Source organism: Thermodesulfobacteriota bacterium, assembly GCA_040753795.1.
GTDB lineage: Bacteria > Desulfobacterota > Desulfobacteria > Desulfobacterales > Desulfosudaceae > JBFMDX01.
Window position 1 is genome coordinate 117,736 of sequence record JBFMDX010000005.1, and the last position, 16,967, is coordinate 134,702.

Here is a 16,967-nt window from a genome sequence, read left to right on the forward strand (position 1 = left end):
ATCGGATGCCAAGGCTTACCTTTATTGATTCCCTGAGGGGACTGTCCATCGTCTGGGTCGTCCTCTTTCATATGCTGTATATTCCCGTACCGAATCCGGAAATCCCCGCCTGGGCACGCCCCTGGGTCGCCCGGGGGGATATGGGCGTCACGCTGTTTTTTATCATCAGCGCCTTTTCGTTATGTTATACAATGGGGCACTACCGGGGTCATGACAGATCACTCCTGTCCTTCTATCTGCGCCGCTTTATCCGTATTGCCCCGCTGTACTATGTCCTTCTCCTGGTCCACATTTATCGTGGCTGGCGCTATTATACTCACGGCAAGAACCGCCTGGATATTTCCGACTGGTCGGCCAATCTTCTTTTTGTATTTAATCTCTTTGCGGACAACCAGGTGGGTATCGTCTGGGCCTGCTGGGCCATCGGCGTGCTGGCGATCTTCTATCTGATTTTTCCCCTGCTCTATCAATTTTTCGACAACATTTGGAAATGCCTCGTCCTGGTTGTCCTGACGCTGCTGCTGGCGCACGCCCTGGAGCCGATTCTGGGTCGCCAGTATTTCCAGTGGTCCTTCCTGCGACACCTGCCGATGTTCGCCATCGGCATGCTGGTCTTTTATGCACTGAACCGGATCGCTGAAATCAGAGGGAAACGAATCATCGGCGCAGCACTGATGTGTTTATCCCTGCTGTTCTTTGTTCTGCTGTTACGCCGGGATCTGATTTCCTATTACTGGCAGGGGCTCGTCTTTTCCTCCCTTATACTGGGTCTCGCTTTCAGTCCATTTACGCTTATCGTCAACCGGAGTACCCTCTTCCTCGGCAAAATCAGTTATTCGATGTATTTATGGCACCCTTTGCTGGTCTTCTGGCTGATCCCGTATTATCGTGCTGTGTCCGGCCTGACCATTCCGCTATCCGTCAAGTATGCGATCGTTGTAACGTCGACCCTGGCATTGCTTCTGGTCATCTCATATCTTTCGAATCGTTTTATTGAAGAGCCCGGAGCAAAAGCCGGAAAAAAGTTCCAACATCGATTATTGGCGGGCAGTAATTCAGGGGACGGGTAACCTGTTCAACAAATGATCATTTCCCGGCGCCATGGGATAGACGCCAGAATCCCTCCCGGGGCGGGAAAGTTATGTCCGGCGGCGGTGGCCATCAAACCCGTCATCGATTTTCTGGGTCAACGGGTTTCCTTCGAAAATGTCCATCTGACCTGTTATCTCAACGACATGAAAATGGAATCCGATGTCCCCCTGCAAAGGGCCACCCGATCGCTGATCGGGCTCCTGCTGACGTTCTCCGACTGTCCCATCATGATGAAGCTGCGGCTCATGGCCTATTTTCATGTGCCCTTGGCGAATAAGGAACATACCGGATTCCGATTCATCGGAATGTATCTCATCGCCCAGTATTTGCGCCGCTCGATGAATCTGCCGCCGGACTGGGATCTGGATCAACTCCCCGACACGTTCAGGAAAATCCACCAGGCCAATCGCATACGCGCGGTGGCGGAATCTGACGCCGCCGTCAACGGCCTGATTCTGCTTGATGCCTTCGCGGAATCGGTGGAGTTACAGGTTGAAAAGTTCCTGGAAGGAATGAAACCTTTTTTCTCGACATATTTGTCGGAATAAATCCGTTTCCCGGACCTTGCTGAAGCGGCAGGTCCGGAAAACGAATGCGAAAATTCAGAAAAAATCGGGCTAGAGTTGTTCCCAGTATTTTTCGGGCATATCCTGGGCCAGCTTCAAAGCGCCGTCGGACCCGGCAAACAACGGGTCCTCCACGCATTTCACGTTGCAGGGGCCGTATTCCTTGAGGGCATCCTGGACGTATTCCTTGATCCCCCGGATCAGGCTTCCGCCCCCGGCCAGAACAATATTATTCTTGATCTTGACCTGGAACTCGGGATCAAATCGCGCGATCATCTCGGTGGTGGTCTCCATCAGGGCCGGCATAATGCTTTCACAGGCCCGTCTGACCTCATTCTTGATGTCATGCATCACCGGTTTTCCGTCCACGGGCAGTTCCACCCGGATCTCCTCCGGGATCTCCCGCACGAAGCTGAACTGCTCCTTGAATTCCCTGACCATGTTCTTGTTGAACTTCGAGTTGGAAAATTTTTCATTCAGGTAACTGAACAGCTGATCGTCGATGTAGTCGCCGGCGGTCAGAATTGTTTTCTGATCCTCTTCAGAAGGGATGGTCCCGTGCATGATGCAGAAATCCGTAGTGCCGGCTCCGATATCAATGACCATGGCGTTATTCAGCAGCCCCATTCCATAGGCGACGGCAAACGGCTCGGACACCACCATCATCGAATGGGCGAAATCCGCCACCGCTTTGCGGATGGCGAGCTTGTTGACTTTCAGTGTATCGGCGGGCACGCCGACCACCGCGAAGATCTTCCGGCCGGTCTCGGGTCCCGCCAGGCTGATCAGATGCTTGATGATCTCCTTGACCGCCTCTTCGCTCCGCTCGATGCCTTCCTTGATGACGCCGTGCTGCAGCGGCCGGAACAGATCAAGGGAAAGGCGGTGCTGGAGCGCTTCCGCGCCGAACATGACCGGCTTGCCCACGACCTGCTGGGCGATAAAATCCTTGGGCCAGCCGACAAAGCTCTGAACCCATTCCCGCGTACCATTGCTGGCGGAGATGGAACTGCGCGATGTTCCGAGGTCGATACCCACAAACAGGATCTGCTCATTGTCTTTTGGCTTCATAAATGAAATCTCCTTTATCCAAATAATCAAGTATTCCCTTTTCAAGATAACTGGCGATATTTTCCCGGTGAGCTTCGGTGTTCAGCTGCACCTCTTCCTCCCGGTTGCTCATGCAGGAAACTTCGGTGAGGACCGAAGGGACGTCGACCCCCAGAAGCACCACAAACGGCGCCCTTTTCACGCCATAATTATAAATGTGACTGTTCTGCCGGCGGCTGGATACAAACAACTCCTTCTGAATGGAGGTGGCCAGGTTTCTGGATTCCTGGAGTTTTAACGTATCGCCGATTTTCTCGATCATCTGTTTGAAGTCGCTCAAGGCATATTCCGATCCGACATTTTCCTTTTCCGCCAGCCGCATGATTTTCGGATCGGAAGACGGGCCGAAATAGTAAGTCTCGATAATATTGATCGGTTTTTTCGGCAGATAATTGATGTGAATCGATACAAACAGATCGGCCCTGCTCTCCCGGGCCGTATACACTCGCCGCTGAAGGGGCAGGGTCGCGTCATCCTCACGGGTCATTAAAATGTTATATCCCTCGTGTTTCTCCAGCCGCTCCTTCAGTCTTCTGGCGATGTCAAGGGTAATGTCCTTTTCTTTTGTACCGAGGCTTCCGATCGTTCCGGGATCGTCACCGCCGTGCCCGGGATCGATCATGATGGTTTTAACTCCCAGGCCGAACATTCGGCTTAACGGGATATTGCCCCTTTCCAGAAGGCCGTTGAAATCCGACGGCTTGACCAGACTCTCCGACGGAAAGGGCGAATCCGGCATGACCGTCTGAACGAGCAGCGGCGCGATGCTTTCGGACGAATTGCCTTCCCTGGCGGCCGGCGCAACAAGCCCACCTCTATCGGGAGGAGTCCCGTTAAAATCCGTTTCAGGCGGATTTTCCGTCACATGGCCCATCCCGGTCGAGGTCGGCTGAAGTTTCTTCGGCGAAGCGGCGATACTTTCGGCAGGGTATCGTGCCGGAGCGACCGCCAGATGCGAAAAGCTCCCCTGAACGACATAGGCGGTCAGCAGAAGGAGCAGAAGAATCAGCATTTTCCGATAGGGGTAGTCGGATGGTTTCCTTCTCCGGTAAGAACCCTTGCCGATGATCCGGAGATTATCCTCATACACCCCTTTAAGGATGCCTTCTTTCAGCCTTGATTCCCTGTTTCTTAATAATGACGACATCATGGTTATGGATTATAACAAAAAAGATAAAAAACACAATTATTTTATATAGTTTATGGCCAAACCGTTTTCCCTGTCAAAAGTCCCCGGGAAATGACCGGACTGCACACAGAATTCATCCCGTCACGACGGGTTGGCTAACGCCAGATTGTAATACGGTCGCCCTTGGCTATCAACTATCACGGTCAAGCGACATCGTACCGGTCCGGGCATGAAATCTAATTGACATAACTCACCCGGAACGGGCCGACGATGGAATTAAAGACCAGATCACCGTTTTTCAGGTACTGTAAAATGGCATAGGCGCCGTTACCAAAATTCTGACGACCGAAAATCGTCTGATGCACCGTGGCGCCGCTGTCCCAGTCAAGACCGGTGACTTCCCACCCTCTTTCCGGGGTATATCCGTTCACGACGGCCAGGTGCTGCGACCGGCTATGGACGGGAATCATGCTGGTGGAAGACACGTCAGGCCGGGACCAGACTGAAACCCACCGGTCTTCATCCGTGTCCCAGCGAAACCGCTCTACTCCGTAACAGGTGTCATAAGCCGGTCCCATCAGGGACACCGCCAGCAGTTTATTGGTACCGGCGATTTCCGAATCCTCCGCATTTTCCGGAATGTTGTTGACCACAAAGGCGCCGTAGCCATCAACCACGACCGACTGTTCCGACTGGATCCAGTCCGGAGCAGCGGCGAATCCGCAGGTCACCTCCATTTGCCCGGCGATTCTCCGTGAAGCGGTATCCGGCCGCTGGACAAAATCCGCCGGGATGGCGTCGCGCCAGAAGGCCACCAGTTTCATCCGCCTGGATCCGTCGGTAATGACGACCAGTTTATCGGAATCGCTTCCGAATCCCATGAGGGTCGGGGTGGAGCCGGTGCCCGTACCGAATTTGACGATGGGCGGCACGGCATCTTCAGGTGCGTCATAGGGACTCGACCAGGCGCCGTCGGCTTCCAGGTCGGAAATCCTGTCGCCGGTCCAGACCAGCTTCCGCATTATTTTATTGGAGGCGACGTAAATACCGTTATCCTCATCCACGGCAATGGAATTGGTAGTGCTTTCGTCCAGTCCGAAGGGATAAAAGCGGGCGGTCGAAAGGTCGAAGTCGCGATCGATTACGGCAATTCCGTTGTTGAAATTAACAATCAGATAACCGTCATAAGTCAGGGTCAGCCCGAACAGGCGGATGGAATCCGGCGGCATGAACCCGGCCGCTTCCTGGATGTCGGCGGCATTGTCGATCTGCCTCAACACTTCAATCCCCCGGGATGGATCCCGAAAATCACGCAGGCCGAAGGCGTAGATACCGAAGCCGAAATTGGCGTACAGCACGTTGTCACGGTCCACCACGGAATATGCGCCGTTAAAAAGACGGAATAAATAATTGGTACCGAAGTTCTCGACAAGGTAGACGTCCATTTCATCGATGGTCATGCCGGCCGGATCCATCTGGCCGAAATCCCGCTGCGTTTCCTCTGAAACCGGGCCAAGCGTCGGATCCATGTACGCGGGCGCGTCCAGAAACGCGACCGTGTTCCAGCGTTCATCATCCATACGCACATAGGCCACGTGATCCGTTCCGACCCCCCACATGTAGTCGGGATCAACGGCTGCCAGGGTAATGATATTCACCGGGCCGCCCCAGGAAATGGGCTGCTGTTCAGGATCCACGGTAAAAGTTCCGGCCGGAGGGCCATAGGGGGTGGAATCACTCTGGGATGAGTCAAAATGGGTGATGCCGTACAGGGAGGATGAAAGAAAGGGATTGGGTGCCGCCCGCATGGTTCTTTTGTCGCTATCGCTGTCATCCCAATCGCAGGCGGACAGGGTTATCAGCAGGGCAGCGGTCAGAACATAATATCCGGCAGACTTCAACAGACGTTTTCGTTCCGTTTTTTTTGGGCGCATGAGACTTTCTCCTAACAAAAAATATATTTTAAAAAAAATTATAGCACCTTTTTCTTACACTGGCTATCCGGGATTTCCTCTCCCGAAAGTAAAAAGAATCCGGGCACTGTCCACCCGGGCGATCGGCTAACAGCTTTTGTTATCTTGGATGAAAAAAATTAACGGACCGGCACGATCGCTATGCGGTCAGCTTCAACACGGGCCCTCCAGACTTTCCGCTCCGCGAACTTTCCATCCAGGGCCATGGCGGCAAGAGGCGCCTGAAGCATCTGATCGATGGTTCGTTTGAGCTCCCGCGCCCCGAATTCCGGGCTGAACCCCCGGTTGACCATCTGGCCGAAGGCCTCTTTTGAAATCTTCAGGGTAACGCCGTATTTTTCCCTCAGGCCGGACAGGATATCCAGGCAGATCATCTGGGCGATTTTGCCGACGGCGGCCTCGTCCAGGGGATTGAAGAGAATGATCTCGTCAATGCGGTTGACGAATTCCTTGCGAAAAAATCCCGACAGGGATTCCATCAGGTCGGCGGTCGAGGGGGCCGCCGTGTCCGCCACCCGAGAAACGAAGCCCACCGCGTTGTCCCCGCCGGTGGTGACGGCCAGGTTGGAGGTCATGATAAAAATGGCGTTTTTTGCGTCCACGGTCCGTCCCTTTGAATCGGTGATGCGGCCGTCGTCAAATACCTGGAGGAACAAGTCAAAGATCCGGGGATGGGCCTTTTCCACCTCGTCAATCAGAACAATGGAGAACGGTCGGGTCCGCAGCCGGCCGGTGAGCTGCCCCTCCTCTTCATAGCCGATATATCCCGGGGGAGACCCGATCAGTTTGGCCGCCGAATGCTCTTCCATGAACTCCGACATGTCCAGGCGGATCATTGCGTCCGGCCGGCCGAACAGGAATTCAGCCAGGGCTCTGGCGGTCTCGGTTTTGCCCACGCCGGTGGGACCAAGGAAAAGGAAAACAGCCACCGATCCCTTCCGGCGGGTAATACCGGAATAGGCGATCTTGAGTTTTTCGCAAATCCGGCGGACGGCATCTTTCTGCCCGATGATTCGTCGTCCGAGGTGCTTTTTCAGGTCCAGTATCCTGGCACCGCCGGACCGGCCCTCATGGCCGGCGATGATCTCCAGGGGGATGCCGGTCTTGTCGGACAAGACCTGCGCCACGGCCGTCTTGTCGACGACGCCTCCCGAAGTCTCGTCGGGCAGGCCTCTCGCGGCGCCCGGGATCATGCTCAAAACCGGGATCTTCGCCCTGGCGCCGGCCTTGTCGACCAGGTCGATGGCCTTGTCCGGCAGGCGGTGATCCGGGTCAAACCGGATGGCCAGGTCCACGGCGGCATCTATCGCCCGGTCGCTGACGGTGACGCCGTAATGCTTTTCCCAGCGGGGCCGGATACCTTTTAGGATGGCAACGGTCTCATTCCGGTCCGGTTCCTCGATCAGGACCATTTCAAATCTTCTGGCCAGGGCCGGATCCTGTTCAATATGCCGACGGTATTCGTCAATGGTCGTGGCGCCGATGCAGGAAAATTCGCCCCGGGCCAGTACCGGCTTTAACATATTGGCCGCGTCCATGCTCCCTTCGGCCCGGCCGGCGCCGATCATGTTGTGGATTTCGTCGATAAAGACAATCGTGCCGGGCTGGCTTCTGACCTCGGCGATGATCTTCGTCAGCCGTTCTTCAAATTCTCCCCGGTACTTTGTCCCGGCCTGGAGCGCGCCCAGGTTGAGTTCGATGATCCGCTTGCCGGACAATACAGCCGGGTCCTTGCCCTCCACGATCCTCATTGCCAGGGCTTCGACGATGGCGGTCTTCCCTACCCCGGCTTCTCCGACAATCACCGGGTTGTTCTTTTTTGACCGGGCCAGGGTCTGGATGATATGAAGCAGTTCCTTCCTGCGACCGATAAAAGGCCCGAGCCGGCCGGCCGCGGCTTCTTCGTTCAGATTCCGGCCATACAGCGCCAGGGTCGGGGTGACAGCGGGATTTACCGGACCGCCGGGGACCTCCGGCATGGCGGCGCCGGCGGGGGCAGGACCTGCCGCGGCGGCGTTGATCAGGGATTGGAATTGCGCCGGTGATACCCCCAGGCTTTCGATGGCCGCGGTAATGACGGACCCCGGTGAATCCAGGATGGAGGCCAGCAGATCGACAGCGGTGATTTCTCCGGACCGGGAATGCGATTCGGCGGACTGGAAAACGCCTTTGCATTCCGCGCTCCGGTGGACCACGGCGCCGGGAGGATGAACGTATTTTCCACGGCCCTGAAGCGATCGCGTCCGGCGGCGGATATCGGCCATGGACCGGCCGAGGCCGGACAGCGCGCCTGCAAGGATCTGGTACTCGCCCTTGAGTCGCGCGTAATCGACATCGGAGATATTCAGATCCCGGGGAGAGGCGGCGACCACTTTGTCCAGGCTGAAAACCGCCATGAACAGATGCTCTTTTTCGATATATTCCGATCCGGAATAAACGGTTTCGCTGACCGCCGCGGCCCAGGCCGCGCTTGCTCCGGGAGAAAGCCGCTTCATGTCATATCAACCCGCGTTCAAGCTGCATCAGTCTGTATTCCGCGTCCTTGACGAATTCGACCAGAGCCCCGGACGGCGTCAGCTTCAAAAACGCCTTAAAACACTTCATGGCTTCGATTTTCTTTTTCAGGTTGATCATGGCAAACCCCTTGAAGTAATAGGGCGTGGGGTAGTTGGGATTGATTTCCATGGCCTTGTCAAGACAAGCCGTGGCCTCGTCAAACCGCTTCAGGGCGATCAGGGCGTTGCCCTTGTTGCACCAGGCGTATTCATAGCGGGGTTCGATCGCAATGGCCTGGTCGTGGTAAGCGATTGCCTCCGGATACTTTTTCAGGTCATACATGACCAGGCCGATATTGTATAAAGAAGCGGCCCGCCGGGGATTGATCTCCAGGGCTTTCTGATAACTGGCGATGGCCTCGTTGAAATAATTGGACGAATAATAAGCGACCCCCTTGTTAATCCAGGACTCCTCCATCTTCGGGTTGTATTTGAGGGCCGTGTCCGCGCAGAGAATGGCTTTATCATAATCCCTCATGGAAAGATAGGTAAAGGACTTGTTGTTCCAGGGGATGGCAAAGGCGGGCTCGATTTCAAGGGCCTTGTCGTAACAGTCCAGGGCCTCCTTAAACCGGCCGAGGGCGTGCAGCGAAAATCCCTTGTTGGTCCAGGCCTTGTCGTTTCCGGGATTTATTTGTATCGCCTGGTCATAACAGTTGAGCGATTCCGCAAAAGCCTTCTTCTGATGGAAGCAGTTGCCCTTGTTGGACCAGGCCAGGGAAAGCGTCGACGGCGACGGCTTCATGGCAATGACTTTCTCATAACATTCCAGGGCTTCGTCGAGCCGGCCGAGCATTTTGAGGCTCAACCCTTTGTTCAGCCATTCGCCCGCCGTCATTTCCTCCCGGTCGGGCGGGGTCACGGTCTCACCGGTCAGATTGAACAGGATCGGTTCCAGCGCCCCGCGCAACTCGGCAAAGGACGCGTATCGCCGGGCCGGATCTTTCTCCAGGCAGCGGCTGATGACGGGGAAAAGCGGCGATTCGACGGCCGGCACCGGGGCGGCGGCATGGAGATTCTTCATCTCATCCCAGAAACGGGTAAACGCCTCCGGGGAGCCGGTTCGCGGAAGGGCGGCCAAAAACGGCAGCCCGCCCCGGGAAGCCATCTGGTAGAGAACGACGCCGAAGGAGTATATGTCGCTGCGCTCATCACAGTCCGCGGCGCTGATGAACTGCTCCGGGGGCATGTGGGTGGGAGTTCCGAAAACCGCGCCCCTGACGGTCATACCCGCCGTCTCCGGTCCGTCGGGCATGACCGCCGTGTCCGGCTCCAGGGCCGGGGCCAGCGACGTCAGAATTCCGGCCAGACCGAAGTCCGAAATCTTGATCGTCTTCTGGGGGGTGATCATGATGTTGGCCGGCTTGATGTCACGGTGGCACCTGATCCCCTGGGAAGCCATGAACTCCATGCCGTGGCAGAACTGAATCGCCCAGACAAGGCTCTGGGCGAGACCGGGGGGTTTCACCGCCAGGCAGCCTTCCAGAGTATTGAACCCGTCATCGCCCGGAGCGACATATTCCATGGCGATGTAAGTACGGCCGGAAATTTCATCGATAAAATAATCTTCCACCAGATAGGGATGAGATTCCATATCCGCCAGGATCTGGGCCTCTTTCTTGAAAAGCGCCCGGGTCCGGTCATCCTGCAGATACTCGTCCCGGAAGGTCTTCAGGGCGTAAAAACCGCCGGTGTCATGGGAATAGACATGGTAGACGACCCCGAATCCGCCCTTGCCCAGAACCTTGATCACCTCGTACTTCTGGCCCAGGAGTTCCACGTCCTTGGGAAACTTCGGCCTGGCCGGAACGGCCGGCTTTTTCGGCTCCTGCAGGGTTTTGATCTCTTCCTCGGGGACCCCTTCCTCAACCAATTTTTTCCTCGCGTTTTCTATATCCTCCGGCAAGCCGTTGAATTTTTCGCGTGAAGCGGCGACCGACGATAGGAAATTCTTCAGGGAAACAATCATCTCGGGTTTCATACCCAGGGTCTCTTCGCACATCGCCTTCCCGTGCCAGGCATCAGCGTATCCCTTGAAAATTTCAACGGCTTTCTGGTACGCCTCCAGGGCCGCCTCGGTCTTGCCCATATTCCGCAGGCTCTCGCCTTTTCCGTTCCACGGCGCGGCGAAGGATTTGACGGCCAGGGCCTTGTCAAAATACGGCACGGCCAGGCCGTACCGCTTCATCTTGTTGAGTACTTCCCCGCCGTTGTGCCAGGCAAAGGCGTGTTTGGGGTCCAGGGACGTCACCCGCTCGAAGCAGGCCTGGGCGTCGTAGAGTTTGCCCAGTTCCAGCAAACAGGTACCTTTGTTGTTCAGCGCATTGATATCCTTGGGATTGATTTTAAGTGCCCGTTCATAACTGACCACCGCCTCTTCTTTCCGTCCGAGATCGCTCAACACTTTGCCCTTGTTAAACCAGGCCAGGCCCTCTCCGGGATTGATCTCCAGCGCCCTGTCAAAAGCCGAAACCGCCTCTTCCAGACGGCCCAGCTTGGAGCAGGCGGCGCCCAGATTCAACCACACGGCGCCGACGCCGGGATCGATGTCCGCGGCTTGCCGGTAACACTCCAGGGCCTCCTCTTCCCGGCCCAGATCGCCCAGAGCGATGCCTTTGTTAAAGAGCGCCCGGTAAGAGTCCGGTCCCAGCGCAATGGCCTTGTCAAAACAGGCGATGGCCTCGTGGATGCTTTTCTGGTTGAAAAACGCAATGCCCTTCTGATTCCAGGCCTCGGCCTGAGCGGAATCCGGTGCAGCGGCCGGTTTGGTGTCCCGAGGCGGGGGAGACGCCGGTTGGGACGGAGACGGCCCTTCTTCAGCGGTGGCCTCCAGGCCGGAGTGTTTGAACCCGCCGGAAATCTCTTGGATCCGTTTTTTGGCGTATTCGACCTGTTTGGCGTTCCGGGACGAAGCCAGCTCCAGAAACCGCATATAGGCGTCGGCGGCCGCCTGCGGACGGTTCAGGGCGTCCTCGTTCAGGCCCTTGTTGAACCAGGGGGTTTCGGAACCCGGCGCCAGCGCCAGCGCTTTATTGAGGCACTCCAGGGCTTCTTCGTGACGCTTGAGCAGGCCAAGAAGATTGCCATAATTGCTCAGCGATTCCATATAGTCGGGGGTTATTTCCAGGGACTTCACATAACACCGGGCGGCCTCGTCATATTGCTTCAGCTTGCCGTGCAGGACCGCCTTATTGTACCAGTAAACGGCATTCCGGCCGTCCAGGTCAATGGCCTTCTCATATGCGTCCAGAGCCTGATCCGGCATGTTCATGGCGGCCAGGCACATGGCCTTGAACTGCCATGCCCTGGATATGGAGGGGGAAAGTTCAAGGGCTTTATCCAGAAGAGAGCCGGCGGCCGGAAAATCCTTCTGATCCACGGCCAGGGAATAAGCTTCCTTGACAAGAAGAAAGGCTTTCTCCGGGGGGATCTCGGCTCCTTTTTTCCGGTAGCCTTCGAGCACGGCCAGTATTTTCTGAACCAGCGGATTACCGCGTTCGACAATAGAGGCAAGACAGAACTGGAGGGATTCAATGGCTTCCGTTTCCCATTTCAAATTTCTTTCGGTTACCGATTTGGAGAACCAGGCCTTATGGGAAAACGGCACGCAGTCAACCGCCCGGTCGCAGCTGTTTCTCGCCTCCTCAAGCTGCCCCATTTTGTAAAGGCAGTTGGCCCGGTTGAGCCAGAGGTCGCCGTCCTCTCTTTCATAACCGAGGGCCTGATCAAAAAGTTTCAACGCTTCTTCGTGCTGATCCGCTTTATAAAGCCGCAAGGCTTCTTTGCTCAATCGGGACACTTCTGTTTTGCTCATCCCGGCCTCCCTTTGCGAAAACCGCGCGCGGGCGCGCGGCGGTTTCTTTCCTCCCTGCCATAAATGCTATGATTGTAAATAATTTCAAGACAAAAAAGCAAGCGGAACTGGTTTCAAACCTGCATCTTCCGCACCGCGGTTTCTGGCTTTCCGAGCCGCACCGTGTCGTCGCTTTCGGTTTCGTCTATTTATTAATGCTTGCGATTTTTGAACTGTTGTACGGACCGGTTGCCTTCTTGAAAGAGAACCCATGCCATAAAGAGCGCACCTCTTTATGAATGACGGGGATCGGGCTTCGGGAAAAGAATCTGTTGGAGTTCCAACAAGGCCGGCTGCGTGGCGACGATCCGTTCCTTACGGTCTTTCTTCAGCCGCTTGATCGCTGATTCAATTTTATAGGCAGCGCTTTTTGAATCGGCTTCGACGGAATATACCAGTTCCAGTGATCGGGATGAGCGGGTGTATTTGGCGGCTTTTCTCCCGCCTTCAAGGTGCTCATTGTAGCGAGCGATGGGATTCATGGCGACACCCGTATAAAGGGCATTCCGTTCGTTGCGAAGCATGTAAACGTGCCATGACATATAGAAAACCTCAAAGACCGCCAACGCCATTCCGGTTCTTTTTCATTTCAACAGCCACTGGTGAACAAAAGCCCCGGCCAGCCAGACCCCGAAACTGGCGGCCAGCACGACCGGCAGGGACAGCCGGCTTCTGAAGCAGACAAAGGCCATCAGAAAAAAAAGGATGCTGGGCAGAATACCCCACAATGCTCCCCGGGTGAATGCCGTCATGATGCGCGGATCGCCCTGATTGTCCAGGTACATCCACACCAGGACCAGTGCGCCGGTCAGGGGCATGACCCCGATCAGGCCCGCCATGGAAGGCATTTTCTTCCCGACGGCAGTGGCGATCAGGATGACGGCAACACTCAACAGGGTTTTAATCAGAATCGGCATAACGTCCTCCACCGGGATGGAACCACTTCTTATCTTTTAATGACAAAGGGCAAAACCGACATAACCAGACCGGACAAGACCAGAAGATACAAGTTAGAGATAAAGTAAGGGATTACCATCAAGCCGATGCCGCAGAAAAGCGTGACAAGCAGTTTCCGCTTCTTGCCGTAAACGAAAAGGCCCAGGCCGATGGAGCCGAATATCACGCCCCACATCAAGGTCGCCGTGCTGTTCATCGATGCTGTCCCCTCTTTAAAACAACATTATTCATATATTAATGCAATTCATGAAACGTGAGAGATAACGTCAAACGGCTTTTTCACCGCGGGCGTCGAAAATGATTCCGTCCGTCAAATTCGCAAGCAGGCTGAAAAAATATCCCTCGTAGCCGTAATACGAACTCATGCCGCCGCTTGGCCGCCTGACACATTCGACATCAAGCCGTATAATTCCTTCCGGGCACTGTGTTTTCTCGCCCAGGTGCGGAAACGGCGGCAGCGGCCCGACAGCCGCGACCGCGGCCGGCAGCCACACGGGATAGGCGTCTTCAATCCTCGTGCCGGCCGGGACGTCGCCTTTCAGGACAACCCGGATCTCCCCGCAGACCGGCAGATAATCAACCAGCCGGGTTTCACGAACCAGGGCCTCGATTCGCGGCAGCCGTGACTTGCCGTCATCCGGGACGGCATTAATATGGATGGGCGTCCGGCGTCGGATTTCGCTTGCCGCCGCCGGCACCTGCCCCGGCCAGAAAGACAACGGCTCCGCTCCGGCCCGCATGAGTTCCATCAGCCGCGACCGGTACAGATATCGATAAGCGGGATAAGCCGCCGCCGCATGACAGGCCAGCAGATAAAAAGGGAAAAGACCGTTCGATTCCAGCAGAGACCGGGCCGGCGGCCAGGAAATCGCCAGCAGCCAGGGTGAAGCCGCCACCGGCGGCCAGATTAAAACCAGAAGCACGGCATGGATCGCCCGGCGCAACAGACCCGCGGACGACCGTCCGGCCAGATAATTGTTCACCGTAAGTCGCATGAGCAGATAAGCGGTTACGGAGATCGCCGCGCACAAAACAAGAAGCATAATCCATGGCATCATACGACCACCTGAAACACTTTACCCGCGAAGCAAGGCCCTCACGTACAACCGTTCGATGACCGGCGGCCTTCCTCAGTGTTTCCGACATCTACCTGGCTGGTAATATGCCGGATAATGTGCACAGGCCTTGGAAAAAAATATATCATGCGGAAACGGGATAATAAATGACATATTACGGGGAATGAAATTACGGCCGGCCCGGATAGGGAGGCGCCCAGCGGTTCTCATGGACCAGCTCGCCCGTCACCTGGGCCGCCGACATGAGAATTTTTTCCAGGCCGTCAAAATAAGCGTCCGGCAGGTTCTCGGAAAAGCGTTGCACATTCAACCGGTTCTGCAAGTTGTGGGTCAGGCTGCCTTCCCCGGCCACGATGCCCATCAGATCCCCCTTCTTGACCAGGGCGTATCCCTCCCGCCTTCGCAGGAGGCTTTCGCCGGCTGCCGCGTATGGCTCCTTGAAACCGAGCAGGTCGAACATCGTCGGCAGACAATCCAGATGGGAGCATACCGCGGTAACGACTCGCGGTTCCAGCAGCCGCGGGGCGTAGATGATGAACGGAATCCGGAAATCCATTCGCGGGTCATCGCCGGGCTTGCTCCGCCAGGCATGATCGGCGGTAAGAATAAAGACCGTGCGGTCAAACCAGGGGCGCGAGCGCGCCGCCGCCATGAACTCGCCAAGAGACCAGTCAGCATAATGAAGGGCGTTGATGAAGCCGGCCTCCTTGTCTTTAGCCTGACCGCTGAAAACAAAACGCTGACCCGCGTCGGCATAAGGGGCGTGGGTCGTACCGGTAAAAACGAATGCCATGAAGGGCCGGCCTTTGCTGTCCATTTCCTCCAGGGAGAACATCAGCGTCTCATAATCCCAGCCCCACTTGGGATTTTTCTCGGGATAATCCAGTTTGAGCGGAATGTCCTCCTGACCGGAATAATGTTCAAACCCGAGATGCCCGGCGACCGCATCCAGCCGGTAGGACCGGCGTCTGGAACTCTGAACGAAAATCGTTGCATACCCGTGATCCTTCGCGACCTTTCCGATTTTCGTCATGTTCGACTGTTCCAGGCCCCAGCCGATCTCGGGCTGGCCGGTGACGGGCGGGATGCCCGTCAGGATTGATTGTATGCTCTGCACGCTTCGCTGGCAGGTGGCATAACAATTTTCAAATTTGATGCTTTCCGCCGCGAGTGCATCAAAATTGGGCGTGATCCCCTGCCCGCTTCCTTCATAACTGTCCAGGAAAGCGACATCCCAGCTTTCCAGCAGCACAAAGACCAGGTTCAGGCCGCTGGGTCCGGCGCCTTCAAAACTTTTCAGCATCGGAAAATCGCCGTTCTTCAAGCCGAGGGCGTCATAAGCCGCGTTGTCCGCGAAAAAACGGTAATCCAGGGCTTTTCTTTCCAGAGAGGAGTGGACCGCGGAAAAAATGCCGTTCAAGCTCAGGGTACCGAAGGCGGTGTTGCCCGAGCGATAGGCATCCACGATGCCGAGAGGCTTGCGGTCGACGGAACCACGGAGGCAGAGCAGACTGGCGGCAACCAGAATCAGAAAATTGACGAAGAGATGTCCGGATCGTTTGACCTCAACGGAAAGGACGCGTTTCCAGATCCAACCCAGCAACAGCGCAAAGGTGAGGCAGGCGATCAGTCCGGGCAGGTATTCCCGGGAGGCCATCCCGACGATAAAGCCAAAGTCGTTGCCCAACAGCAGCAGTTCATCGGCGATGTGCCGGTGAACGAATGAAAAATAGATTAGATCTCCGGCCAGGACAAGAACCGACGGTATCAGTAAAGCGAACAGAGCCCAGGCCCAGGCGTCGAACCATTTTTTTCCGAACCACGACAGGGGCAGGTTCATCATGCCAAGCGGGATAATAAAGATTGCCGTGAGGATGGAAAGGTCGAACCGGACCCCGTTGAGAAAAGCCAGGGCCGTCAGCGGAAGGTTAAGTTCGCTGAAGGTATCCGGATAGAGCAGAAGCAGCAGCAGACGGGCGCATGAAAAGATCAGCAGCGAAATGCCGGCGAAGACAATGCTTTTTCTAAACCGGGTCAATGGTTTTTTCCTCCATGTTTATCCGGGCCGTGGACCGGGGTGAATAATTCAGAATGAATTCCCTGACATTATCCTCCCAGTCATGACCGAAGGTGGGAAGTCCGGCAAAGGTTTGCCGGTTATTCGTCCCCCTTAACTCCATTTCATATATGGCTGTCATCATACCCGTTCGAACGACCCCATGGGTGCAGTGGACGAGTACAGGATGATTCCCAGGGTTCTTCATCAGATCCAGCCACCGGGCAATCTGCATGTCGTCGGGCGGCGTTTCCGGCGGCAGTGAAAGAGGAATCCAGGCGACCCCCTTATTCCGGCAGATCCGCGACTCCTCCTCATGCAGGGCCTTGCGCTTGCGGTCATGCTCCGCGCTCAGGTCCACCACTGTTTTTATGCCGTAGCGATCCAGAACCTTGTTCAGGTTGTCCGGCGTGAGCAGGGCACTGCGGTACAGGACACCGTCCTCAACAACGACAAAATGCTCCGGCCTGGTTTCAAGATGATAAATTGTAGTGCCCAGGATTACCATCATGGCGGCCAGAAGCATGACGGTCCAATAAAACTTTTGTCTCCGATTGGTGATGAATTGAAGCATTTGGGTACCTCACTTTCAAATTTTTT

Annotated in this window: 13 protein-coding genes; 2 read left to right on the top strand and 11 right to left on the bottom strand. The window is 55.8% G+C overall.

Going from position 1 to position 16,967, the window contains the following annotated elements; genetic code table 11:
* Positions 1-5 precede the first annotated feature (5 nt).
* Together AB1724_08350 and AB1724_08355 are read left to right on the top strand one after the other, a co-directional pair.
* Complete coding sequence (locus tag AB1724_08350) at positions 6-1,070, top strand: acyltransferase (protein MEW6077807.1); 1,065 nt, start codon at positions 6-8, stop codon at positions 1,068-1,070.
* A 12-nt stretch (positions 1,071-1,082) separates the two neighbouring features.
* Positions 1,083-1,640 (top strand): hypothetical protein, encoded by a 558-nt coding sequence (locus AB1724_08355; GenBank protein ID MEW6077808.1) that lies wholly within the window; start codon positions 1,083-1,085, stop codon positions 1,638-1,640.
* Positions 1,641-1,709: 69 nt separating this feature from the next.
* On the opposite strand, the gene mamK is transcribed toward AB1724_08355, so the two are convergent.
* From mamK to AB1724_08410, 11 genes are all read right to left on the bottom strand, one after another.
* On the bottom strand, positions 1,710-2,729 hold the full coding sequence (gene mamK, locus AB1724_08360) for a MamK family actin-like protein (protein MEW6077809.1): 1,020 nt from the start codon (positions 2,727-2,729) through the stop codon (positions 1,710-1,712).
* Positions 2,710-3,918 (bottom strand): N-acetylmuramoyl-L-alanine amidase, encoded by a 1,209-nt coding sequence (locus tag AB1724_08365; GenBank protein MEW6077810.1) that lies wholly within the window; start codon positions 3,916-3,918, stop codon positions 2,710-2,712. The genes mamK and AB1724_08365 overlap by 20 nt, the downstream gene beginning before the upstream one ends.
* Before the next feature lie 215 nt (positions 3,919-4,133).
* A complete protein-coding gene (locus tag AB1724_08370; GenBank protein MEW6077811.1) occupies positions 4,134-5,831 on the bottom strand; it encodes a hypothetical protein in 1,698 nt (565 codons plus the stop codon).
* 158 nt (positions 5,832-5,989) lie between these two features.
* On the bottom strand, positions 5,990-8,365 hold the full coding sequence (locus AB1724_08375) for an ATP-dependent Clp protease ATP-binding subunit (GenBank protein ID MEW6077812.1): 2,376 nt from the start codon (positions 8,363-8,365) through the stop codon (positions 5,990-5,992).
* Between the two features lies 1 nt (position 8,366).
* Complete coding sequence (locus AB1724_08380; protein ID MEW6077813.1) at positions 8,367-12,239, bottom strand: tetratricopeptide repeat protein; 3,873 nt, start codon at positions 12,237-12,239, stop codon at positions 8,367-8,369.
* A 272-nt stretch (positions 12,240-12,511) separates the two neighbouring features.
* Positions 12,512-12,820, bottom strand: coding sequence for a GIY-YIG nuclease family protein (locus AB1724_08385; GenBank protein ID MEW6077814.1), 309 nt, complete (start codon positions 12,818-12,820; stop codon positions 12,512-12,514).
* Positions 12,821-12,862: 42 nt separating this feature from the next.
* On the bottom strand, positions 12,863-13,195 hold the full coding sequence (locus AB1724_08390; GenBank protein ID MEW6077815.1) for a DUF3147 family protein: 333 nt from the start codon (positions 13,193-13,195) through the stop codon (positions 12,863-12,865).
* A gap of 29 nt (positions 13,196-13,224) precedes the next feature.
* The gene (locus AB1724_08395; protein MEW6077816.1) at positions 13,225-13,431 is read right to left on the bottom strand and encodes a hypothetical protein; all 207 of its coding nucleotides are present in this window, start codon (positions 13,429-13,431) and stop codon (positions 13,225-13,227) included.
* 70 nt (positions 13,432-13,501) lie between these two features.
* A complete protein-coding gene (locus AB1724_08400) occupies positions 13,502-14,293 on the bottom strand; it encodes a hypothetical protein (GenBank protein MEW6077817.1) in 792 nt (263 codons plus the stop codon).
* Between the two features lie 187 nt (positions 14,294-14,480).
* Positions 14,481-16,349 (bottom strand): sulfatase-like hydrolase/transferase, encoded by a 1,869-nt coding sequence (locus AB1724_08405; protein ID MEW6077818.1) that lies wholly within the window; start codon positions 16,347-16,349, stop codon positions 14,481-14,483.
* The gene (locus AB1724_08410) at positions 16,336-16,941 is read right to left on the bottom strand and encodes a tyrosine-protein phosphatase (GenBank protein MEW6077819.1); all 606 of its coding nucleotides are present in this window, start codon (positions 16,939-16,941) and stop codon (positions 16,336-16,338) included. Before AB1724_08410 ends, AB1724_08405 begins: the two co-directional genes overlap by 14 nt.
* Between the last annotated feature and the right edge of the window lie 26 nt (positions 16,942-16,967).